Raw genomic sequence first — 22,290 nt, 5'->3', positions numbered from 1 at the left:
TCTGTCGCCTACGGGTGGTGAGTGCTGTGGCACTGCGTGTTGTCGATGCGTATCGATAGCGGTGATGGCTGCGGGGGCCTCCTCCCCCGCGGGGTCAGGCCGTGTGCGGGAGGGCCGCGCCGCTGGCGGGGCGGGCCGGGGTGCTGGCCCGGCGGGTCAGCCGGGGGTGGACCAGCTCGACGCCGGGCACGTCGCCGTCGGCGGCGGACCTGTCGGGGTCGAGCAGGCGGAAGAGGGTGTCCACGGCGCGGCGCGAGACGTCGCGCGGCTCCAGGGAGACGTTGGTCAGCGGCGTGGTGAACTCCTCCGCCGCGGCGTCGGTGCTCATCGCGACGACGTTGAGGTGCTCCCCGGGCACCAGGCCGCGGTCGGCCAGCGCGCGCAGCACCCCGGCGACGCCCTCGGTGTGCGGGAGCACCAGGCCCGGCAGCTCGCCGTCCTCGTCCTCCGCGCTGAGCACCTCGTCGAGGGCGGCGTCGATCGAGGCCCTGTCGAGCTCGACCGGGGAGAGCGTGGTCAGCGGCAGCCCGCGCCGGGCGGCCTCGCGCTCGACGCCCTCGTGGAAGCGGGTGACGTAGTTGATGCCCCTGTCGATCTCGGCGGCGGAGTAGCCCAGCACCGCCACGGTGCGGCAGCCGGACTCCGCCAGCTCCGCGACCGCCATGGCGCCGCCCGCCTCGAAGTCGAGGTCGACGCAGGGCAGGCCCGCCGGGTCGTCGGGGACGCCGATGAGGATCACGGGGACGTCCAGGCCCGCGGCCACGGGGATGCGCTCGTCGCGCGCCTCGACCTCCATGACCACCAGCGCGTCGACGATGCGGCGCCCGGCCACCCTGACCAGGCCCTGCGCGCCCTCGTCGTTGGTGACCAGCAGCAGGTCGTGGTCGTGCTCGCGCACGCGGCGGGCGATGGTCTCGATGAAGGGCAGCAGCCCGGAGTGGTCGGAGGTGACGCCGAACGGCGCGACCAGCCCGATCACCTGCGTGCGCTGGCTGGCCAGCGCACGGGCACCGGCGTTGGGCTGGAACGTCAGCTCGGCGATGGCGCCCTCGACGCGCCGGCGCGTCTCCTCCGAGATCGGGCGCTTGCCGGACAGGACGTAGGAGACGGTGCTCTGGGAGACCCCGGCCAGCTTGGCCACGTCACGGCTGGTGGGCATCGGAGCACCTCCCTCGCTGCTCGCGTCCGCGTCGTCGTCGATACGGATCGATGCGGAGGAACGTAGGCGCCGTCGCCCGCGGTTGGCAAGACCCCGTGATGCAGTCGTGACCTGGAGCGGGGGTGGCGGACGCCCAGGGTCATGGTGATCGTGGGCGTCCGCCACCCCCGGCGGGTCACCAGCCCCAGGTGCCGGGGCCCCCCTTGAAGGGGCCGACCACGTCGTCGGTGATCCAGCCGGCGTAGAAGCCGCCCTCCTGCGGGCGCGCCACCTCGCCGTCCACCGAGCACACCAGCCGGCCCGGGCGCAGCGAGAGCATCCCCGTGATCGCCTCGAAGCCGCGCAGCGGCTCCTCGTAGCTCCACGCGGCCGCCTCGAGCAGGTGGCCGGCAGGCGTCAGCACGTCCCAGTAGGTGGCGCGGCCCTTGAACTCGCACGACGTCTGCGCGGCGGCGCTGGGGCGCAGGCGGGCGACGTCGACGTCGGCGCGCGGCAGGTACCACGTGGGCGGGTGGCTGGTCTCCAGCACGCGCACCGCGCCGGTGGTGTCGGCGAGCACTCCCCCGCCGTCGTCGGCGGAGAAGGCCACCACCACGCGCTTCGCGGACGGCGAGACGGCTGGTGGGCGGGGGTAGTCCCAGACCGACTCCTGGCCGGGCCGGGCGGGCAGGGGCACGGGGCGCGGGCTCACCCCCGCATGGTGCGACGACGACCCGCAGACCGCGAGCAGACGACGCTGTCTGCCCGCGGCCGACGGGTCGTCGGTCCGGGGGGAGGTCAGGCGGCGGTCAGCACCGCGCGCAGCGCGCGCACGGGCCGGGGCGCCTCGGCGTCGTCGGGCTGGGCCTGGCGCACCTCGTCGAGCACCGCCAGCAGGGCGGGGCGGGCGGGGGCGGCGGCGGAGGTGCGCGACTCCCACACGCCCATCGCGACGACCCCGAGGACGCCGACGACGACGAGGGCGAGCAGCGCGACGGCGAGGAGGACCACGCAGTGATGGTCGGCGGCGCGGCGCCGGCGGCGGAACGGGCTGCGGCGTGTCGCGAGCGTGTCGTTGCCACACCGTGACCCGTCGTGTCCTGCCCGTGATCTGCGCTGCTCAGCGCGGCGTGTCGCGCCGCCTGCAAGCCCGTTCTCGCGCCCGCAAGGCGCCTGCAACCCGGGCGCAAGCGGACACCGGCAGGTTCTCCTCATCACCCAGGCAGCCCTGCGGAAGAGCCCAGGGCGCACCCAGGAAGGACCTCCCGCCATGACCACCACCCGCACCGCCCGCCGCTGCGCCCGCCGGGGCCTGGCCGCAGCCCTCGCCGCGGGCGGCGCCGTCATCGCCGCCGCGGTGCCCGCCGCCGCGAGCGACACCTACGACGACGTCTCCCCCGAGCAGGAGCTCACCGACGCCATCGTGGTGGTCGACCAGTACTGGGCCGACAACTACGCCTGGTACTTCGGCGAGGACTACGTCGCGCCGCTGGTCTACACCGGCTCCGAGGGCGTGCAGGGCATGTACACCTCCGGGGTCGACAGCTACGCATGCGGCGGGGAGGAGGGGCTGACCCCCTCCAACGCGCTCCACTGCGCCGAGCCCGTGGGCGAGGACTGGATCGCCATGAGCGACGACCTGCTCTACCAGGGCACCTACGAGATCGGCGACGCCTTCGTCTACATGGTCGTCGCCCACGAGTGGGGCCACGCCATCCAGCAGCGCCAGCCGGGCTGGACCGCGCCGTGGGCGGAGCTGCAGGCCGACTGCCTGGCCGGCGCCACCCTCGCGGAGGCCACCGACCAGGGCCTGCTCTCGTGGGACGAGGGCGACGAGGCCGAGCTCGCGGCGGGCCTGGAGGCCGCCGCCGACGAGACCGGCTGGACCGACACCACCTCCCACGGCAGCGCCGAGGAGCGCACCGCCTTCTTCCAGCACGGCATCGACAACGGCGTGGAGGGCTGCCTCTACGACGGCATGGAGCCGTGAGGCGCTGACCACGCCCGCTCGCCACGCCTTCTCACCACGCCAGCTGAGCACCGCAGTACTCCCACCAGACCCCTCAGGAGCAGCCATGTCCCCCGTCCAGGCCGTCACCTCCGCCTTCCGCCAGTACGCCACCTTCCGCGGGCGGGCCACCCGGCCCGAGCTGCTGTGGTTCACCGGCGCCTACTTGGTCGCGACCTTCGCCGCCGCGACCGTCGACACCCTCGTGTTCAACGTGGCGCTCGGCTGGTACGGCGTCGCGCCGTTCATGCTGCTCGTCATCGCCGCGTCGGTGGTGCCGATGACCGCGCTGGCGGTGCGTCGCCTGCACGACTCCGGGCGCCCGGGCACGTACTACTTCATGGGCCTGATCCCGCTCGCCGGGCCGGTCCTGCTGCTCATCGCACTGCTGGCGCCGTCCGACCCGCTGCCCAACGCCTACGGCGCCCCGCGCGGCGGTGCCGCTGCCGGCTTCGTGCCCGGCTACGGCTACCAGCAGGTCTGACGCGCACGTCTGACCCGCGGATCAAGGCATCAGCGAGCAGCGCCGCCGGTCCCGCTCCGGGACCGGCGGCGCTGCTGCGCCCTGCTCCGAACGGGGGCCTCACGGCCACTGAAGCCCACGCAGAGTGACGTGCCCCCACAATGCTGCCCATGACGAGCTCTGCGACGGGCGCCGCGCTGCGGGTGGGTGTGGTGGGCCTGGGCTACCTCGGTGCGGTGCACGCCGCCTGCATGGCCGAGCTCGGCCACGAGGTCATCGGCTACGACATCGACCAGACCAAGCTGGACGCCCTGGCCGCAGGCCGCGCCCCCTTCTTCGAGCCCGGCCTGCCCGAGCTGCTCACCCGCGTCTGCGGCGGCGAGGCCGACGGGTCCATCACCTTCACCACCGAGGTGTCCGACCTCAAGGCCTGCGACGTCGTCTTCGTCTGCGTGGGCACCCCCCAGCGCAAGGGCGAGCTCGCTGCCGACACCACCTACGTCCAGCGCGCGTTCGAGGCCCTCGCGGACGTCCTGGAGGGACCCGCGCTGCTGGTGGGCAAGTCCACCGTCCCGGTCGGCACCGCCGCCCGCTTGGCAGACCTGCTCACCGAGCGCGCTCCCCACCTGGAGCTGGCGTGGAACCCCGAGTTCCTGCGCGAGGGCCACGCCGTGACCGACACCCTGGCTCCGGACCGCTTCGTGCTGGGCGTGACGAGCGAGCGCGCCGAGCAGGTCCTGCGTCGCGTCTACGCCCGTCCCATCGCCACCGGCACCCCCGTCATCGTGGCCGACTACGCCACCGCCGAGCTGGTCAAGACCGCCGCCAACGCCTTCCTCGCCACCAAGATCTCCTTCATCAACGCCATGGCCGAGGTCTGCGAGGCCGCCGGCGGCGACGTGAAGGTCCTGGCCGACGCCATCGGCCACGACGACCGCATCGGGCGCAAGTTCCTCTCCGCCGGCGTCGGCTTCGGCGGCGGCTGCCTGCCCAAGGACATCCGCGCCTTCATGGCCCGCGCCGGTGAGCTCGGCGCCGACCAGGCCCTGACGTTCCTCCGCGAGGTCGACTCCATCAACATGCGCCGGCGCGCCAAGGTCGTCGACCTGGCCCGCGAGGCCTGCGGCGGCTCCTTCATCGGCCGCAAGATCGCTGTGCTGGGCGCGGCGTTCAAGCCCCACAGCGACGACGTGCGCGACTCCCCCGCCATCGCCATCGCCGCCATGGCCCGCCTGCAGGGCGCCGACGTCGTGGTCACCGACCCCGAGGCCGTGGCCAACGCCCAGCGCCTGTGGGGCGACCTGACCTACGCCCACGACACCGACGAGGCCCTGCGCGGCGCCGACGTCGTCCTGCTCCTGACCGAGTGGCCCCAGTACGTGGGCCTCGACCCCACCCACGTGGCCACCCTGACGCGCGGGCGCCAGGTCATCGACGGGCGCAACGTGCTGGACCCCACCCGCTGGCGCGCGGCCGGCTTCACCTACCGCGCCCTCGGGCGCCCCAGCGCCTGAGGACGACGACGGGCGGCGGCGAGCGCGGGGGAGGGGCCGCACGCCGTGCAGCGCAGCGAGGCCGAAGTGCAGGCGCGTGCCGTCAGGGGTCTTCGGCCCGGTCAGCTGCGTGGGCTGGCGACTGCGCACGTGGTCGCGCTGGAGGTCAGGCCTGCACCGCACAGGGCGAGATGCGGCCAAGAGGACGTCCTCATCGGGTGGTGACCGCACCCGCGCGCCCGTCACCGTGAGGCGCTGCGGGTCGCCTCAAGAGCCGACGCGGTGCACGGACGCGGAGCTACGGTCGCGGGATGCTCCGCCGCGGTCGCCACCTGCTCTCCGCGGCGGTGGCCGCCGCACTCGCCGCCGGGACGCTGCTGGCGGGCGTCGTCGTCGCCCCCGCAGCGTCGGCCGCGACCACGCCCGCGCTCGAGCTGCTCGCGCAGCTGCCCGTGCGCGAGCAGTCAGCGCCTGCGCCCTACGAACCGGGGCAGTTCCCCTTCCCCGACGACGCCGGCGGCAGCACCTGCCCCTCCGCCTACATGGCCCTGTACGCGCAGTCCGAGGTGCTCCCCACCCGGGACGAGAACTTCGGCTGCCTGCTCGCCAAGGGCCGGTGGACGCCCTTCTACACCGGCGGCGCCGTGAGGACGTACACCGACCCGCGCGAGCTCGGCGTCGTCCAGACCGTGCTGCCCGCCGAGGCGTGGCGCTCGGGCGCGCAGGGCTGGAGCCCTGCCCGGCGGATCGCCTTCGCCAACGTCCTGAACTTCACGCCCTCCCTGCAGGTGGCGCCGCTGGACCAGGTCCGCTCCAAGCTCGCCACCGACCCCGACGCCTGGGGCCCGCCGCCCGGCACCGGCAGCGCCTGCCGCTACGCGGTGGAGTGGACCCAGGTGAAGTACCGCTGGAGCCTCAGCGTCGACAGGGCCGAGCACGACAGGCTGCAGCGCTGGCTGGCCACCTGCCGCGGCGCTGCGGTGCAGGTGCCCGTGGTGGTCGGCGTCGGGATCTACGACCACGTCGACCCGCCCGGCGACGGCTCCCCCGCCGGCACCGACCGCATGACGCACGGCCAGTCCCTCGCCGCCGGTGAGTGGCTGATGAGCCCGAACCGCCAGTACGGGATGACCCTCCAGGGCGACGGCAACCTCGTGGTCTACGGGCCCGGCCGCCGCGCGCTGTGGGCCTCGGACACCTACGGCAACCCCGGCGCGACGTTCAGGCTCGCCGACGACCGCGAGATGCTGATCACCTCCCGCGACGGGCGCGTCCTGTGGCGCTCGGGCGGGGGCGGGAACGGCGCCGAGACCCTGCGCCTGCAGGACGACGGCAACGCCGTGCTCTACCGGCTCGACGGCAGCGCCGCCTGGTACTCCGGCTGGGACCGCACCGGCCTGCGCGGCGGTGAGGCGCTGCTGCCCGGGCAGCGCGTCACCTCAGCGAACGGGCGCTACTTCCTCACGCTGCAGGCCGACGGCAACGCCGTCGTCTACACCGCCGGCGGCAGGCCGGTGTGGTTCAACGGCAGGTACGGCACCGAGCGGCTGACCTTCCAGCCCGACGGCAACCTCGTCGCCTACCGCGGCTCCTACCCGCGCGCCCTGTGGAGCACCGACACCTGGCGCGCGGGCCCGTCGCGCCTCGTGGTGCAGGACGACGGCAACGTCGTCGTCTACCGCGGCGACAACGGCCGGGCGGTCTGGTACTCCGGGTGGGACACCAGCCGGTGGGCCTCCTCCCCCAGCGACGGCAGGACCGTCCGCGGGGACGGCCTGGCCTGAGGCCCGGAGCGCGGGGCCGCGGTGCGGGGGCTGGCGCTGGTCGATGTGGTTCCCCTCCAGCCCTGATGGTCCAGGCTGTGCGAGGGCGCTCGCGGGCCGGTGAGGACCAGGTGCCTGCACTGGACGCCCCGACGGGCCGGGGCCTCGGAGGATCGGCCCGATGAGCGTGACCACTTCGTCACGCTGGGGCCGACTCTCCGAGCTCGTCAACGTCCGCGACCCGCAAGCGGTGCTGGTGTCATGAGCACCTCAACGGCGCTCAGACCAGAACCTCAGCGCGGCCGTCCAGCGAGGACGCGAACGCGCGCACTCATCCGAGGCAACTACTGTGCGAGCACCCGGGGACGCCCTGGGCCGGCGATGACGACGGGGGGACCACGGTGCGGTGGACGTGGAGGGCGGTCGCTGTGGCGGCCGCGGCGCTGGTGGCGGGGACGACGGCAGCGGCGCCCGCTGTGGCGGCGCCGACGGACAGGACGCAGGTCAACGCCTGGTACCGCGACTTCCTCGAGCGGGACGCCACCGCCGACCCCGGCTCGCAGTACTGGGTCGACACCATCGGCCGCTCCAACCCGGCCGACGCGCTGTGGGCCATCACGCACAGCCGCGAGTACACCGAAAAGCAGATCACCAGCTACTACAACGACTACCTCAACCGGGCGCCCGACCCGGGAGCCTCCTACTGGATCGACGGGGCGATCGCTGGGCGCTTCCCCGTGGAGTGGGCACAGCAGAACATCCTTGCGAGCCAGGAGTTCGCCAACACGTGGTCGTCGTCGTACGGCCGTGAGTTCGTGGCCCGCGCCTGGTACCTCTACGTCCTCAGCCGCACGCCCAACGACGGTGAGGTGGCCTACTGGGCCGGCCGCATCGACCGGGTCGGGCGACTGGCCGCACTGCGCGAGCTCTGGTACTCGGGTGAGGCAGTCCGCTACCGGGTCAACCAGCACTACAAGGACCTCCTGCGCCGCGACGCCGACATCCCCGGCTTGAACTACTGGTACGGCAAGGAGGTCGAGTCCGACATCAACGTTCAGGTCCTCCTCGCCGCCACGCCGGAGTACCGCACCACCCGCGAGTACTTCTGACCCGATCGGCGGGCACCGCCCTCACGCGGCGCCGGAGGGCGGCATGAGGCTCTGGCCCGGCATCCCGAGGTGCGGCCGGAGCGGCCCCACCAGCGTGAGCGCACGCTGGTGGGGCCGCTCCGTCCTCCGACGCTGGACCCCGACCACCGGGGCTAGCCGGCGGCGGGCTGCTCCACCGGGGTCGCGTCCAGCTGCAGCCCGGCCACCGGCATCAGCGCGTCGAAGTCCACCCGGTAGCCCACGAGCACCATGCCGGGCGTGAGCTCCTGCTCGTAGATGCGCGGGTAGTGGTCGTGGAAGTACCGCTCGACCTGCGGCTGGTAGCCCTGGTCGTAGCTGAGCAGCAGGAACACCCGCTGGTGGCCCGCCGCGAGCGCGTCCACCTGCTGCGGGAGGGTCGCCTCGTCGAAGGGGGCGAGGCCGCCGTTGGCGGCGCGGTCCCACGCCGGCAGGGTGCGGACCGCCGCGTCACCGCGGTAGTACTGCTCGAACGGCATGATCGTGAACGGCGCGGAGAGCACCACCACGTCCCGCGAGGTGGCCTTGGCCTCCGCGAGCCGGGCGGCGCCGCGGTAGTCCTCCTTCACCGACACGTCGGGGCTGACCACCTGCTGCACGGACACCCCCGCCGTCGCGGCCAGCGCCAGCACCGCGGCGGTCACCGCGGCCCGGGGCCGCAGCCTGCTGATGAACGCCACGACGAGCAGCAGCACCGCCGGCAGGGCGGCCACCATGTACCGCGAGAGGAACATCGGCGAGAGCGTGTGGCTGACCACGAAGGCCAGCAGCACCGGCCCGAAGGCCGCGGCCAGCAGGTACCCGCCCTCGCTGTTGGGCCGCCCGCCCACGCGCACCGCCAGGAACGCCACGATGACCAGCACCGGCCACGTGGCCACGAACACCGAGTTGACCGCGTCGCTCTGGAAGCCCACGAGGAACTGCGAGTAGACGTTGGTGAAGTCCACCGAGCTCGGCACCGGCAGGTGCGGGCGGGTGCTCGAGGCGGAGCCGTTGGCCGTGAAGTACAGGTACCAGGGCACCAGCGCCGCACCCACCAGCGCCGCGACGCCGCCGTAGCGGACGACGTCCCGCCACCGCCGCCGCAGGTGCGGGAGCACGGTGAGCAGGTAGTAGGCGCCCTGCGCCGCGAGCACGAAGAGGAAGAAGTAGTGCGTGTAGGCCCCGACGACGCCGACCGCCGCGTACCCGGCCCACGCCACGCCGTCGGACTCGCGCAGGAGCCTGAGGAAGAAGTACTGGCTGCCCAGGGTGACCAGCACGAGCATCGAGTACATGCGGGTCTCGTTGCCGTACCAGTTCATGAACGGCGACAGGCTGTACAGCGCCACCGCCAGCAGCGCCCACCGGGTGCGCAGCAGGCGGCGGGCCACGAGGTAGAGCACCGGGATGCTCGCGACGAAGAACAGCAGGCTCAGCGAGCGGGCGGTGGCGACGTCCATCCCGAAGACGAGCCGCCACGTCCGCAGCAGCACGTGGTAGCCGGGGACGTGGACGTCGCGCGAGACCGCCTCGAGCATCGAGCCGTAGCTGCGGTCGGTCTGCCCCAGGCTCTGCGACTCGTCCAGGCGCAGGCTCTCGTGCAGCAGGCCGAACCGGGAGGTGGCCAGCACGGCGGCCACGCACAGCGCGTGCACCGCACCGACCACCGCGCGGCGGTGGCGGGAGAGCCGGTGCTCGAGCCGGCGCCAGGGGCCGGGCGGGCGGTCCTCCGCGGGCAGCGGCGCGAGGACGGGTGCCGGCGCGAGCACCGGCGCGGTGGGCAGGGTGGTGCTCATCGCACCTCCTCCAGCTCGGGCTCACCGGACGGGGCGGCGGCGGGGACGCCGGCGGGGGCGGTGTCGCGGACGTCGATGACGCCCGCCTCGACCGTCGCCGGCCCGGTCGCCTCGGCGGCGGGCTCGGCGGCGGGGGCGCCGCGCCGGGGGGCGGCGGCCAGCACGAACGGCACCGAGACGCCCACGTGCACGAGCAGCCAGGCGGCGTTGGCCACCAGGGACGGCGAGACTCCCTCGCGCAGCACGCCGACGACCATCGCGGCCACGCCCACCAGCGCGTAGACGATGTTCGGCACCACCAGCGCCAGGAAGTTCGCCTGGCCGCCGGTGCCGACGTCCTTGCTGGTCACCGAGAAGCTCGTCTGCTGCCGGGTGAGCACCGCGTGCAGGGCTGAGAGCTGCAGCCACCACGCCGAGAGGGAGAACGAGATGGCCTGGAAGCTGTAGGAGAAGCCGCTGGTGCGCTGCAGCACGTAGAGGTTCGTCCACATGTAGGGGATGAAGACCAGCGCGAGCGTCATCGTCGACGTGACGATGGGCGTGGCGCCGGTGAACAGGTAGATGACCGGCAGGAGCGTGGACAGCAGCACCACCGCGCCGGACAGGTAGTACCCCGCCGAGGTCAGGTACTGCAGCCGCTGGCCCCAGGTGAGCCCGCGGCGCAGCAGCGGGTTGTAGGAGACGACCATCTCCAGGCTCCCGCGGGTCCAGCGGAACTGCTGCTTGTAGTAGTTGAGGAAGTCGTCGGGGGCCAGTCCCTCGGCCAGCACCTTGGGCACGTACGTGCTGCGCCAGCCGCGCTCGTGCACGAGCAGGGAGGTCAGGAAGTCCTCGGCGATGCTCGTCTCGCACATGCCGCCCGCCTCCTCCAGGGCTGTGCGCCGCACCGCCATGTTGGTGCCGCACATGAAGGCGGAGTCGACGCGCGACTTCCCGGTCATGATCGGTCCGAAGAACAGCGTCTGCTGCTCCCACGCGGTGCGCGTGACCCGGTTGTCGCGGTGGTTGCCGTAGTACTGCGGCGTCTGCACGAAGCCCATGCGCTCGTCGGTGAAGTAGCCCATCACCTCGCGCAGGAACGTCGGGTGCGGGACGTGGTCGGCGTCGAAGACGACGACGAACGGCTGCTGCGTGTGGCGCAGCGCGTGGTTGATGTTGCCGGCCTTGGCGCCGCCGGGCGTCGTGCGGGTGAGGCAGGCGACGCCCAGCTCGTCCGCCAGCTCCTCCGCCTCGCGCCAGTTCTCGCGGCGCGCCACGAGGCCGTCGTTGAGCAGCGTCACCACCACCGGGCCCTCGTGCTGCATCGCCAGCGCGGCGAGCGCGGTCTGCCGGACCACCTCCCGGGGCTCCCCGCAGACGGTGATGTACACGTCGACCCCGCCGTCGAAGGCCGGGTCGAAGGGGCGCTGCCCGTCGCGGGCCCACACCGTGTGGACGTACCCGGCGATCTGCAGCAGGTGGAACACCTCGGTGACCACCAGGCCCCAGAACATCCACGGGTTGCCGTGCTGGAAGGCGAAGACCACCAGGGCGAAGTAGCCGAGCGCCACGAGGGCGTTGACGGCGAGCCAGGCCTTGCTGGGCACGTGGTCGAGGAAGGCGACGTCGGCCTCGGTGAGCGCCGGCCGGCGCAGCGGCGCCGGGGCTGTGGTGGTGTCGGTGGTCGTGCTCACGGCAGGTCGCTCCCCTGCGGGTCGAGGAGGTCGGGCAGCGCGTGCAGGTGGAGCGCCGCGCCGAACCAGCTCCAGTTGGCCTCGTAGTAGCCGACGTCGCGGGAGGGGGCGCGGGAGTCGGCGTCGTACAGCGGTTCCAGCTCCTGCCGGTAGACCTGCTCGGCCGCCTCGGGGCTGGCGACCTCCAGGGCCCCGACCACCCCGCCGTACATGGCGGCGCTGGCGTAGTCGACCGCCGGGGAGCCGTCGAGGTGGTGGATCGCGGCCAGGGACCCGGTGCTCTCCCAGGAGGCGGCGAGCACCTCGCCCTGGCGCTGCAGCAGCGCGGTGGCCCGCGGCTCGTCGTTCCAGCGGGCGTCCAGCGCCAGGCGCCACGGCAGGCGCAGCGCCTCGTAGCCGGAGTCGGTGCTGTCACCACCGGCGGGCTGCACGTCGGTGGCGGCGCTGACGGCGCCGGTGGCCCTGTCGACGCGCACCCAGTCGGGGGCGAGCCCCGACGCCTGCTGCCCGCCGAGCGGCTCGGTGGTCACGCGGTCGAGCAGGGCGTAGGAGCTGTCCACCAGCGCCTCCCAGTCGTGCGCCGGGTCCACCCGGGCGAAGGCGCGGAAGGCGTAGGGCGCCAGGTAGCTGGGGTTGACCAGCACCGACGCCGGGTCGTTGCGCTCCAGGTCGTTGGCGACCAGGACGGGCTGGCCCGCCACGTCGACCACCTCGTAGCGCCACACCGCGTCGATGAGCGAGCGCGCGTCGTAGAGGTAGCCGTCGTGCTGCCAGCGCGAGTACGCCATGAGCAGCGCGAACGCCATGTCGACGTCGGCGTCGCTGGCGGCGTTGCCGCCACCGGACTCGGTCAGCACCCCCCACGTGCCGTCGGGCAGCTGGCCGAAGCGCCACGCGTTGAGGTGGTCCTCGCGGCCCAGGTTGTCCTTGGTCCACTGCCAGGCGGTGTCGAAGGTGGCGCGGTCGTCGCTCCAGACGGCGCGCATCATCGTGTAGCTCTGGCCCTCGGAGGTGGTGATGTCTCCCTGCGACGGGTCGAGGGTGCGGCCGGTGCCCTGCTCCAGGTACCGCGCCTTGTAGGCCGTCCACAGCTCGGCGAGCATCGCCGGCTGCGCCGGCACCACGGCCGGGTCCGCGGCGATCCGCTGCACGGCGGCGCGGGGCCCGCCCGTCGGCAGGGTCGTGAGCACCACCACGAGCGCGGCGACCACGAGGGCGGCACCGGCGAGGAGGGACCGGCGGCGCAGCGCCGTCCGGCGGCGCCGGGCGCGGCGCGTCGGCGTGCCGGCGCGCTCCGCCCCGGCGGCCGTGGGGGCGGCGGGTGCCCCGCTGTCCAGCTGGTCAAGCGACAACGCGGCCTCCGGGGTTCGCACGGGCCGCGTCGACGACGTCGGCGTGGCGGGCGACGAGCAGGCGGACGCCCGGCTGGTCGGGGTCGACGTGCAGGCGGCGCAGCAGGCCGCGCGCGTCCTCCTCGTCGGCGGCGGTCAGCAGTGCGCGCACCAGCGGACCGTCCACGCTCCAGCGGTCCTCCGCGCGCGAGGTCGCGGCGCGCGGGTCCCACGCGGCGGGCAGCGCCTCGCGGGGCAGCTCGACCACCACGGAGACGTCGTTGCCGCTGCGCCGCTCGCCGCGGGCGCGGGCGCGCTGCTGGCGCGCCCGCTCCGTGGCCACCGCCGACAGCAGCCCCTCGGCGGTGCGCGACCAGGAGAACCGCTGCGCCCACGCGCGGGCGCCGTCGCTGGCGGCGACCGCGCGCTGGGGGTCGGCCAGCTGCTGCAGCGCGGTGACCAGCGCGTCGGTGAGGCGGGCGACCACGTCGGCGGCGCCCTCCTCGTCCACCAGCCAGCCGCTCTCGCCGTGGCGGACGGTGTCGCGCAGCCCGCTGACGCGGCGAGCCAGGGCCGGGACGCCCGCGGCGTTGGCCTCGAGCAGGCGCAGCGACCAGTCGCCGCTGTCCGAGGCGCTCACGGTGAGCCAGGCGGTGGCCAGGACGGCGTCGCGGTCGGCGTCGGAGAGGCGCCCGTGGAAGACCACCGGCGCGGCGAGGGCGGCCGCGAGCTCCTCCAGGCGCGCCCGCTCGGCGCCGTCCCCGACGAGGTGCAGCTCGAGACCGGGCACCCGGGCGGCGGCGCGCGCCACGGCGACCACGAGGGAGTCGAGGCGCTGGTGGGGCGAGAGCCGGCCGACCACCACCACGCGCGGGTCCGCGCTGCGGGAGGTCTCGACGGCGAGGGTGTCGACCCCGCCGGGCACCACGCGCACCGGGCCGCGCAGGTGCAGGCGGCGGCGCACGGCCGTGCGCGTGGACGGGGAGAGCACCACCACCGTGCGCCGCCCGTAGACGGCGCGCGTGGCCGGGCCCTCGAGCCACGCGGCGAAGCGCGCGAGGAGGGGCGGCAGCGCGCGGGTGAACAGGTCCTGGTGGACGTGGTGGACCAGCAGCACCACGGGCGTCCCACCCGCCACGAGCGGGGAGAAGAAGGGCACCCCGTTGGCGGAGTCGACCACGGCGTCCACGCCGCGGCGGTGGCGGGCCAACCAGGCGAGCGCCAGCGGGTAGACGCTCATCCAGCCGCCCAGGCGGCGCACGGTGTACCCGTCCACCGCCTCGCGGGCCGCGGTGCCCGCCGGCCGGCTGGTCACGAGCACCACCTGGTGCCCCGCGGCGACCAGCTCGCGGGCCACGCGCTCGCAGTACAGCTCCGCCCCACCGGCCCCGGGGTGGCGGCGGTCGCGCCAGTTGAGGACCGCCACGCGCAGGGCGCTCATGCGAGCCGCGCGGGGGTGGAGCGCAGCGAGGTGCGCAGCTGGCGGACCTCCGAGAGCACGCGGGGGCCGTGCGTCCACAGGCTGAGGGAGGAGCCGCGGGCGTCGTCGGTCCACTGCACCGGGAGCTCCGTCACGGGCAGCGCCAGGCGGCGGGCGACGGCGAGCACCTCCACGTCGAAGGCGAAGCCGCTGGCCGAGACGCGGTGGAAGACCGCGTCGGCGGCGTCCCCGGAGAAGAACTTGAAGCCGCACTGGGTGTCGGCGACCCCGCCCGTCAGCGACCGGGTCATGGCGTGGAAGGCCTGCGACCCCAGGCGGCGCACCAGCGGCTGGCGCACCACGTAGCCGGCGCCCGGCACGCGGCGCGAGCCGATCACCACCGGGTCCCCGGCGACCAGCCTGTCGAGCACCGGGACGAGCGTCGCGGGGGGCGTGGACAGGTCGGCGTCCACGAAGCCGCGCCAGCGCGCCCGGCTGGCGAGCATCCCGCGGCGCACGGCGGCGCCCTTGCCCTGCCGCGAGCAGCCGATGAGCCGCAGCCGCGTGGACGGGGAGGTGGTGGCGGCGAGGGCCGCCGCGGCGTCGACGGTCTCGGCCGTCCTGTCGACGCTGCCGTTGTCGACCACGGTGAGCGTGGTCGACACCGGCAGGGCGGCGCTCACCTCGAGCAGGGCCCGCAGCGTCGGGCCGAGCCGCAGCTCCTCGTTCCACACCGGCACGACGACGTCGAGGTCGGGGCGGCTGTCCCGGCCGCGCTGACCGCCGTGTCCCGTGCTGCCTGGCTGCTGGTCCATGGTCTCCCCCAGGGGGTCTCGGCCCGCCCGGTTCGGCGGGTCCGTCTGGCTCGGTGGCGTGCGGACGCGCGGGTGGGCGCCGCCAGGGCGCGCGAGCTCGCGCGCGGTGGTCGGTGACCCGGTGCGCTGGTGCCGGCTGGTTGCAGCAGGTGGGGCTGTGAGGGCGGGTGCCGCCTGGTCGCGGCGGGTGGCGGGGTGGCGCCTAGCGGGCGGGCGCCGGCTGGGCGGGCTCGACGAGGGCGCTGCGGGCCGCGGCGCTCGCGCGGGCGAACACCACGCGCGAGCTGACGAGGTAGGAGACGGCGGCGCTGACCACCGTCGCCGCCAGGACGCTGGCGGTGGGGTGCAGTCCCGCCAGCCGGTGCACCGCCCAGAAGGCTGCGGCGTTGGACGCGAAGGCCACGGCCACCGAGGCGTTGAAGAGCACCGCGCGCCGCAGGACCTTCCGCAGCGGCTCCCGGCCTGCCGTGCGGCGGCTCGCCCAGGTCCAGTGGTAGCTGACCAGGAAGTTCGCCTGCGTCACCACCACGAAGGCCGTGGCGTTGGCCACCTCGGCCAGCACCAGCGGGGAGAGCGCTTGGAAGACCGCCAGGTGCAGCAGCGTCATGAGCACGCCGGTGACGGCGAACCTGGTCCTGTGGTCGTCAGTGATGCGGTGGATCACGGGTCCCCCTCGGCGATGACGCGTCCTCACGGTGCGTCGTCGCACAGCTGCTGTGCAGCCGCCGCCGAACGTAGGGGCGTTCGGCCGGTGGTGGTGGTTACGGCTGCGTGAATTCCTGGGGATCTGCCCCACTTTGACTCTGCGCTCAGGTCCGATGACGCTGCGCGATCGGCGAGCGTCCCCTCCTCTGGATCGATCGCGACCCGGGCCTCCCGCGCGGCCCGGCGAGGCCGTACCGTCGCTCGGTGGTCGCCCGCTCCGGGCTCCCCGCACCGGCTCGACGTCGCGGTGGTGCAGCGCTCCCCCACCCGAGGAGAACCGCCCATGACCGTCGACCAGGCCAGCCCCCCGAGCGCCGGCCGGAGCCGCGCCGGCGCGCCACGTCCTGCCGCCGGCCCCGCGAGGGCCTCCGCGCGCCTGCTCGGCGGGCTCGCGTCCCTGGCGCGCCGCCACCCGCTCGTGGTGCTGGTGCTGGCCTTCGAGGCGGTGGCCGCCGGGCGCCTGCGCAACGCCGCCTTCCAGGACGAAGCGCTCTACCTGGCCACCGGCCACTGGCTGCTGCGCGAGTGGTCCGGCGGCGCGCCCCTGACGTCCGCCCCGGAGGGCTGGTTCACCGGGGCTCCGCAGCTCTACCCGGTGCTCGCGGCCCTGCTCGACAGCGCGGGCGGCCTCGGCCTGGTCCGCGCGGCGTCCACGGCGTTCCTGCTGCTCACCACCGTGTCGGTGGCGTGGGCGGCCCACACGGCATCCCTCTCCCTGGCCCCGCCGGCCCACCCCGACGACGAGGGCGACGACGACGCGGGCCGGGCGCGCACCGCTGCCGCCGCCGCCGCCGCGGCCGCCCTGGTGGCGGCCTGCACGGGCCCGCTGCTGGCCCTGGGCCACTTCGCCACGCCCGACGCCCTGTCCATCGCCTGCGTCGCCGGGGCGCTGGCGCTCGGCACGCGGGCCGCGCGCCCCGGCACCAGCAGCGCGCGGTGGCGGGCCGCTTCTGCCGCCGCGGGGGCGCTGCTGGCGCTCGCCGTGCTGCTCAAGTACACGTCGGGGCTGGTCGTGCCCTGCGTGCTGCTCGCCGTCCTCGCCGTCGCTGCGCCCGGTCGCCGCTCACCCGGCGGGTCGTGGAGGGCGGCCGGCGCGCGCGTCGCCGTCGTCGCGGGGGCGGGCGCCGCGGTGCTCCTGGTGTGCCTGGCCACGTGGGGACGGGGCCTGGTGGGGGGCTTCGTCACGAGCACGCTCGTGCGGCAGCCGCTCGCCCCCGCCCCCGCCTCCCAGCTGGTGGGCCAGGTGGTGCAGGACGCCGGGCTGCCGCTGCTGCTCGCCGTCGCGGGGTCCGCGGTGGTCGCCCGGCGCAGCCCCCTGCTCGGCGCGGCGCTCGGGCTCGGCGCCCTGGCGCCCGCCGCGGCGCAGGTGCTGCTGGGCGAGGAGGTCTCGCTGTACAAGACCTCGGCGCTGGGCGTGGTGTTCGGGGCGGTCGCCGCCGGAGCGCTGGTGGCCAGCGCGCGCGCGTGGTGGGCCCAGGCGCTCACCGCGACGGCGCTGGTGGTGGCGGTGGTCCTCGGCCTGGGTGTCGCCGGGCGCCTGTTCTCCAGCTGGCCGGACACCGACCCGCTGCGCGCGGTGCTGGTGCCGCTGGTCGAGGCGCGCCCCGGTGCCGGGGTGGCCGGGGACAACCCCGAGACCATGCAGTACGCCCTGTGGGAGCAGACGTCGTCGCAGCAGTGGGGCGCCTTCTACCCGGGCGCCTTCCAGCGCGACGGGCTCGTCGACGCCGCCGCCTTCGAGGCGGCCTTCGGCCAGCGGGAGTTCGGCGTCGTCTTCACCGACGGCACCTCCTCGGTGGGCCGCGAGCTGGAGCCGCTCATGCCGTCCTACGGCTTCGAGCAGGCGGCGCAGGTGAGCTCGCCCGACGGCGGGCGGACCTGGACCGTGTGGGCGCTGCCGACCGGCATGATCGGGGGGTGACACCAGAGCCGGGCCGGCGCGCGGACCGGCCGTGAGGACGCCACCGGGCCCTCCCCGCAGGGCCGTGCTCGGCTCGGCCGTCCGCGCTGCCGCGGCCCTGCCGCTCCTGGCGACCGCCGCCGCGTGCACCGCGGCGCCCGGGGGCGGCGGCCGCTCGGCGTCGTCGCCCCTGGGCCCTCCCACCAGCTCGGCGCCGCCGGCGCTGCCCGAGCCCGGGGAGCTGGTCTGGGGCGACGACTTCGACGGCCCGGCCGGCAGCCCGCTCGACCGCGCCGACTGGGCCTACGACGTCGGCGGTGGCGGCTGGGGCAACCAGGAGCTGCAGACCTACACCGACGAGGTCGCCAACGCCGCCCTGGACGGCGAGGGGCACCTGGCCATCACGGCCCGCCTCGTCACCGGCGCTGCCGGGTCGTCCGACCAGCGGTGGACCTCCGCCCGCGTGACCACCTTCGGCCTGCACACCCTCACCGCGGGGCGGGTCGAGGTGCGGGCCAAGGTCCCCGCGGGCGCGGGGCTGTGGCCCGCGGCGTGGACCCTCGGCCAGGACATCACCGAGGTCGGCTGGCCCGCGTGCGGTGAGATCGACGTGATCGAAGCCGTCAACGACGCGGGCAGCTGCCTGCAGACCGTGCACGGGCCCGACGAGGCCGGCCAGCGCTGGTACGAGACCATCAACACCCCCCAGCCCGTGCCGCTGTCGCAGGACTTCCACACCTACGCCGCCGACTGGGACGCCGACCGCGTCGTCTTCGCCCTCGACGGGACCATCACCGGGACCGTGGAGCGCCGGGCGCTCGCCGCGGGACGCCGTTGGCCCTTCGACAGCCCCCAGTACCTGCTGCTCAACGTCGCCGTGGGCGGACAGCTTCCGGGCCCAACGGACGCGAGCACACCGCCAGTGGCCACGATGCTCGTCGACAGCGTCCGCCTGTACCGCCCACCCGTTGCGTAGCGCTGCCGGCCGTGACACACAGTCACAGACTGGACCGGCGCATGGCGTCATTCGCCCCTCCGTGTCCGGATCGTCGCGCGCGGGACTTGTCATCGCCCACTCTGCGTGACTACGGTCGGCCTGCCGGCACAGAGGACCGGTGGCTCGACGGTGAGCCGGGGCAGGCGTTCGACACCCCGGTGATCAGCTGGTCGCCGCAGCCGGGGTGGAGCCAGAGGCGAAACCGGGCCCCCTTCTCGAACCTGAGAGGCTCCCCCGGCTTGTCGCCCCACGACGTCCTCGACCGCCAGCGTCCCACCACCACCGGCCGCCACGCCGCCGTCGGCACCAGCCGCCACGCCGCTGACCCGACCGCCGGCCAGTCGCTGCGGCTGCTGCCCTCCTCGCGTCCGATGCTGCCGCGCCACCGCGTCGCCTGGGCGCTGTCGGTGACCCTGGGGGCCGCCCTGCTGGCGGTCTTCGCCACCTTCTGGTTCGACGGCGCCCGCGTGGTCGGCGGAACCGGCTCCTGGCTGGGCCTGGTGATGTTCGCCGTCCTCACGGCGGTCGTCTGGCACCGCATCGTCATGGACGCCCTCGCCCACGTGCTCAGCGCCTCCATCGGCCGGGACGCCCCGCCCCCGGCCCCCGAGCCCGGCCTCGCCGTCGCCTTCATCACCACGTACGTGCCCAGCAGCGAGCCCCTCGACATGCTCGAGAGGACCCTGCGCGCCATGCTCGCCGCGGACTACCCGCACGAGACCTGGGTGCTCGACGAGGGCGACGACGACGGCGCGCGCGCCCTGTGCGCCCGGCTCGGCGTGCGCCACTTCAGCCGCAAGGGCGTGGCGGAGTGGAACACCGCTCACGGGACCTTCGCCGCGAAGACCAAGGGCGGCAACCACAACGCCTGGTACGTCGCGCACGGCCACGCCTACGACGTCGTCGCCCAGATCGACACCGACTTCGTCGTGCGCCGCGACTTCCTCACGGCCACCCTGGGGCACTTCCGCGACCCGCAGGTCGCCTGGGTCATCACCCCGCAGATCTACGGCAACGACCACGCGGGCCTGGTCACCGCCGGCGCGGCGCAGCAGCAGTTCTCCTTCTACGGGCCCGTGCTGCGCGGCCTGTCGGGACGCGGTTCGGCGCTCATGCTCGGCGCCAACCACGTCGTGAGGGTCTCGGCGCTGGAGTCGGTCGGCTGGTACGAGGGCCACCTCACCGAGGACCTGGCCACCGGCATCAAGCTGCACGCCGCCGGGTGGCGCAGCCGATACGTGCCCGAGCCCCTCGCCATCGGCGAGGGCCCCACCACGTGGCAGGCCTACTTCAAGCAGCAGTTCCGCTGGGCCTACGGCTGCTACGCCATCCTGTTCCGCGTCACCCCCCGCCTGCTCACCCGGCTGGGGTGGGAGCGCGGCGGGATGTACCTGTGGCTGCAGCTGAACTACTTCAGCGGCGTCGCCTTCGTCGCGGGCGCCGCCCTCATCGCCGCCTACTTCGCCACCGGCCGGGCCCCGGGCCAGCTGCCGCTGCTGCCGCTGGCCGCGGCCTACGCGCCCTACCTCGTCTGGCGCCAGCTGCACTGGTTCGCCATGCAGCGCTTCCACGTGCGCCCACGGGTGGAGAGCGGCTGGATGTGGCCCGGGCGCGTCGTGGGCGTCGTGGTGCAGCCCCTGTACGCGGTGGCCATGATCGGCTCGCTGCTGGGCCGCCACCTCACCTTCAGCGTCACCCCCAAGGGCGACCAGGCCGCCAGCATCACCCCGGTCGGGGTCTACCGCACCCACCTGTACATCGCCATGGCGATGGTGGCGGCGACGACGGTCGGCCTGCTGCACGGCCGCACGGCGTGGGCCATGGTCGCCTGGGCGGCCTTCACCGTGCTGGCGATGACCGCGATCCTCGTGGCCGAGGCCCCCGCCCGCACCCGCCTGGCGCTGCGCGTCGCGGTGCGGCACTGGAGCACGGCGCTGCGCGCGGCCGTCACGGCCGCGTCCGTGCTGGTGCCGCAGCGGGTCCTCGCCGGCACCGCAGGCGCCGCGGCCCGCGAGGCGGTCATCATCGACCTGCGCGACTCCGTGCGGCCCGCGCTGCACAGCTCTGTCAAGGCCGTGCGGGCGCTGGCCGAGGCCGAGCGCCTGCTGGAGCTGGAGGACGAGCGGACCCGCGAGCCCGCAGGTGCTGGCCGCTGACCTGTTCACCCGCCGACGAGATGCCAGGCGACACCGGCGGGGTCGCCGCTCGTCCTCGGCCGTGCGCCGGCTGTCCCGGTCCCCCGCCACCCCGCACTCCCCCTCGACGACCGGTCCGAGCCCCGGCAGCGCTCCGTCACATCCCCAGCGACCAGCCGAGGGCGGGGTCGACCCCGGGGCTGAGCAGGCGCACCAGCGCCGGCTCGTCGTGGGGGCGCAGCAGCACGGCGTGACCCCGTCCGACGCTGCGCAGCCGCAGGCGCCCGGTGCCCAGCGGCATCCCGTCCACGTCGGCGCCCGCCCAGTCGTCCAGCAGGTCCGCAGCACGCGGGCTGGCGGTGCCGCCGACCAGCACGGCCGAGGCGGGCGCCACCACCGCGGCGGTGCCGTCCTCCCCGTAGGCGAGGTGGAGGTGCTCGAGCAGGGCGAAGGACGCCAGCAGCGACGTCCCGCTGCTGGCCAGCGAGGTCGCCCAGGTCGGCAGGGCCGGCAGCTTGGCGGCCACCCCGGCGCCGTCCACCACCACCAGCAACCCCGAGGGCTGACCGGTGCGCTGGGCGGCCAGCTCCGCGGCGCGAACCACGTGCGTGATCACCGCGGTGGCCAACGGGGCGACCACGTCCTGGTCGGAGACGGGCACCGTGAGGAACAGCGTGCCGCCGTCAGCCACCAGCTGCTGGGGCCGGACACCGCCGTGCCCGAGGGCGTGCACCGCCGCCTCACGGCGGAAGGCCGCGACGGCGGCCGTCGTGACCGCACCGATGTTGGCGCGGGTGACCTCGGTCATGTCCTGGATGTGCCGGTGGTCGGACAGGGCGTCCTCCCCGTCGCTGCCGCCCACGTCGAGCAGCAGGTCGAGCACCTCGTACTCGAGGCTCTCGTGGAGCATCTGCACCAGCCGGCGGGCCTGCTCGCCGTGGCTCTCGCGCGAGGCGGCGAGCAGGAGCGGGGCCAGCTGCTGGCCGGCCTTCGTCGCCCAGAAGGCGCCCTCCCTGACGTCACCGCGAGCGAAGGGCACCGTCATCGCCGCGGCGAAGTCCTGCGCGGCCGCGTAGGTGAGGTCAGCGGGGAAGAGGTCCAGCCGGTCCCCGCGACGGGCACCTGACAGGTCGACGTCCCAGACGGGTCCGCGCAGCGAGCGGGTCGCCCGCCCGGCCTCGACCAGGCCCGCGCCGGCCCCGATGCACAGCACCGGGCCGGGCCAGGCGGCCAGCGCGGCCAGCACCGCGTCGGACGGCGCACCACGGCGCCCCGCGAGCCCCGCGGTCACGACCACCGGGTGCTCCTCGGACCACACCAGCTCACCGGTGCGGGCGAGGCGGCCCAGCGGCAGCCGGTGGCTGCCCACGGCGCCTGCGCCCTCGTCCGGCGTGCTCACGAGCCCTGGCTCCACGACATCGCGACCGCCCTCCGTGGCGGCGGCCCCGCCGGCCGCTGGGCCTCCAGGGTCGCAGCCGTACCGGCTCGGCTCAAGGATCGGACCGTCGCGCACGAGCCGCTGGGACCGGGCGCCGCCGGTGGAC

General features: G+C 74.9%; 18 protein-coding genes. 8 read left to right on the top strand and 10 right to left on the bottom strand.

The genetic code is table 11. The annotated features are described in order from the left end of the window. Positions 1-94: 94 nt before the first annotated feature. The 3 genes from ACUN9U_RS14520 to ACUN9U_RS14510 all read right to left on the bottom strand — a co-directional run bounded on the left by ACUN9U_RS14520 (position 95) and on the right by ACUN9U_RS14510 (position 2,149). Positions 95-1,159 (bottom strand): LacI family DNA-binding transcriptional regulator, encoded by a 1,065-nt coding sequence (locus tag ACUN9U_RS14520; RefSeq protein WP_445485719.1) that lies wholly within the window; start codon positions 1,157-1,159, stop codon positions 95-97. 175 nt (positions 1,160-1,334) lie between these two features. Beyond that, entirely contained in the window at positions 1,335-1,850 is a 516-nt protein-coding gene (locus tag ACUN9U_RS14515) for a DUF427 domain-containing protein (RefSeq protein ID WP_445485718.1), read from the bottom strand. Positions 1,851-1,936: 86 nt separating this feature from the next. Continuing rightward, positions 1,937-2,149, bottom strand: coding sequence for a hypothetical protein (locus ACUN9U_RS14510; RefSeq protein ID WP_445485717.1), 213 nt, complete (start codon positions 2,147-2,149; stop codon positions 1,937-1,939). Positions 2,150-2,408: 259 nt separating this feature from the next. Between ACUN9U_RS14510 and ACUN9U_RS14505 the strand changes: the two genes are divergently transcribed. The 5 genes from ACUN9U_RS14505 to ACUN9U_RS14485 all read left to right on the top strand — a co-directional run bounded on the left by ACUN9U_RS14505 (position 2,409) and on the right by ACUN9U_RS14485 (position 7,974). Next, entirely contained in the window at positions 2,409-3,128 is a 720-nt protein-coding gene (locus ACUN9U_RS14505) for a neutral zinc metallopeptidase (protein WP_445485716.1), read from the top strand. 85 nt (positions 3,129-3,213) lie between these two features. After that, positions 3,214-3,630, top strand: a complete 417-nt coding sequence (locus ACUN9U_RS14500) for a DUF805 domain-containing protein (protein WP_445485715.1) — start codon at positions 3,214-3,216, stop codon at positions 3,628-3,630. Between the two features lie 149 nt (positions 3,631-3,779). Further along, on the top strand, positions 3,780-5,123 hold the full coding sequence (locus tag ACUN9U_RS14495; protein WP_445485714.1) for a UDP-glucose dehydrogenase family protein: 1,344 nt from the start codon (positions 3,780-3,782) through the stop codon (positions 5,121-5,123). A gap of 290 nt (positions 5,124-5,413) precedes the next feature. Further along, positions 5,414-6,886: a hypothetical protein gene (locus tag ACUN9U_RS14490; RefSeq protein ID WP_445485713.1), complete on the top strand. Its 1,473-nt coding sequence runs from the start codon at positions 5,414-5,416 to the stop codon at positions 6,884-6,886. A 407-nt stretch (positions 6,887-7,293) separates the two neighbouring features. After that, positions 7,294-7,974, top strand: a complete 681-nt coding sequence (locus tag ACUN9U_RS14485) for a DUF4214 domain-containing protein (protein ID WP_445485712.1) — start codon at positions 7,294-7,296, stop codon at positions 7,972-7,974. A 152-nt stretch (positions 7,975-8,126) separates the two neighbouring features. On the opposite strand, the gene ACUN9U_RS14480 is transcribed toward ACUN9U_RS14485, so the two are convergent. The 6 genes from ACUN9U_RS14480 to ACUN9U_RS14455 form a co-directional block, all read right to left on the bottom strand. Then, entirely contained in the window at positions 8,127-9,770 is a 1,644-nt protein-coding gene (locus ACUN9U_RS14480) for a glycosyltransferase family 39 protein (RefSeq protein WP_445485711.1), read from the bottom strand. Continuing rightward, positions 9,767-11,443 (bottom strand): glycosyltransferase, encoded by a 1,677-nt coding sequence (locus tag ACUN9U_RS14475; RefSeq protein WP_445485710.1) that lies wholly within the window; start codon positions 11,441-11,443, stop codon positions 9,767-9,769. Before ACUN9U_RS14475 ends, ACUN9U_RS14480 begins: the two co-directional genes overlap by 4 nt. Continuing rightward, positions 11,440-12,795, bottom strand: a complete 1,356-nt coding sequence (locus ACUN9U_RS14470) for a glycosyl hydrolase family 8 (RefSeq protein ID WP_445485709.1) — start codon at positions 12,793-12,795, stop codon at positions 11,440-11,442. The genes ACUN9U_RS14475 and ACUN9U_RS14470 overlap by 4 nt, the downstream gene beginning before the upstream one ends. Then, entirely contained in the window at positions 12,785-14,215 is a 1,431-nt protein-coding gene (locus tag ACUN9U_RS14465; protein WP_445485708.1) for a glycosyltransferase family 4 protein, read from the bottom strand. The genes ACUN9U_RS14470 and ACUN9U_RS14465 overlap by 11 nt, the downstream gene beginning before the upstream one ends. After that, on the bottom strand, positions 14,212-15,009 hold the full coding sequence (locus ACUN9U_RS14460) for a glycosyltransferase (protein ID WP_445485707.1): 798 nt from the start codon (positions 15,007-15,009) through the stop codon (positions 14,212-14,214). Before ACUN9U_RS14460 ends, ACUN9U_RS14465 begins: the two co-directional genes overlap by 4 nt. Positions 15,010-15,211: 202 nt before the next feature. Beyond that, positions 15,212-15,673: a GtrA family protein gene (locus ACUN9U_RS14455; RefSeq protein WP_445485706.1), complete on the bottom strand. Its 462-nt coding sequence runs from the start codon at positions 15,671-15,673 to the stop codon at positions 15,212-15,214. A gap of 324 nt (positions 15,674-15,997) precedes the next feature. On the opposite strand from ACUN9U_RS14455, the gene ACUN9U_RS14450 reads away from it, so the two are divergent. From ACUN9U_RS14450 to ACUN9U_RS14440, 3 genes are all read left to right on the top strand, one after another. Continuing rightward, on the top strand, positions 15,998-17,635 hold the full coding sequence (locus ACUN9U_RS14450) for a glycosyltransferase family 39 protein (protein ID WP_445485705.1): 1,638 nt from the start codon (positions 15,998-16,000) through the stop codon (positions 17,633-17,635). 31 nt (positions 17,636-17,666) lie between these two features. After that, positions 17,667-18,590, top strand: coding sequence for a glycoside hydrolase family 16 protein (locus ACUN9U_RS14445; protein ID WP_445485704.1), 924 nt, complete (start codon positions 17,667-17,669; stop codon positions 18,588-18,590). 260 nt (positions 18,591-18,850) lie between these two features. Further along, the gene (locus tag ACUN9U_RS14440) at positions 18,851-20,767 is read left to right on the top strand and encodes a glycosyltransferase family 2 protein (protein ID WP_445485703.1); all 1,917 of its coding nucleotides are present in this window, start codon (positions 18,851-18,853) and stop codon (positions 20,765-20,767) included. Between the two features lie 136 nt (positions 20,768-20,903). Here the strand turns inward: ACUN9U_RS14440 and ACUN9U_RS14435 are convergent, their stop codons facing one another. After that, positions 20,904-22,145, bottom strand: a complete 1,242-nt coding sequence (locus ACUN9U_RS14435; RefSeq protein ID WP_445485702.1) for a type IV secretory system conjugative DNA transfer family protein — start codon at positions 22,143-22,145, stop codon at positions 20,904-20,906. Between the last annotated feature and the right edge of the window lie 145 nt (positions 22,146-22,290).

The organism is Quadrisphaera sp. KR29 (genome assembly GCF_052644995.1).
Note: the sequence above shows the minus strand (reverse complement) of the source record. Positions and strands in the feature narration are given on the sequence as shown.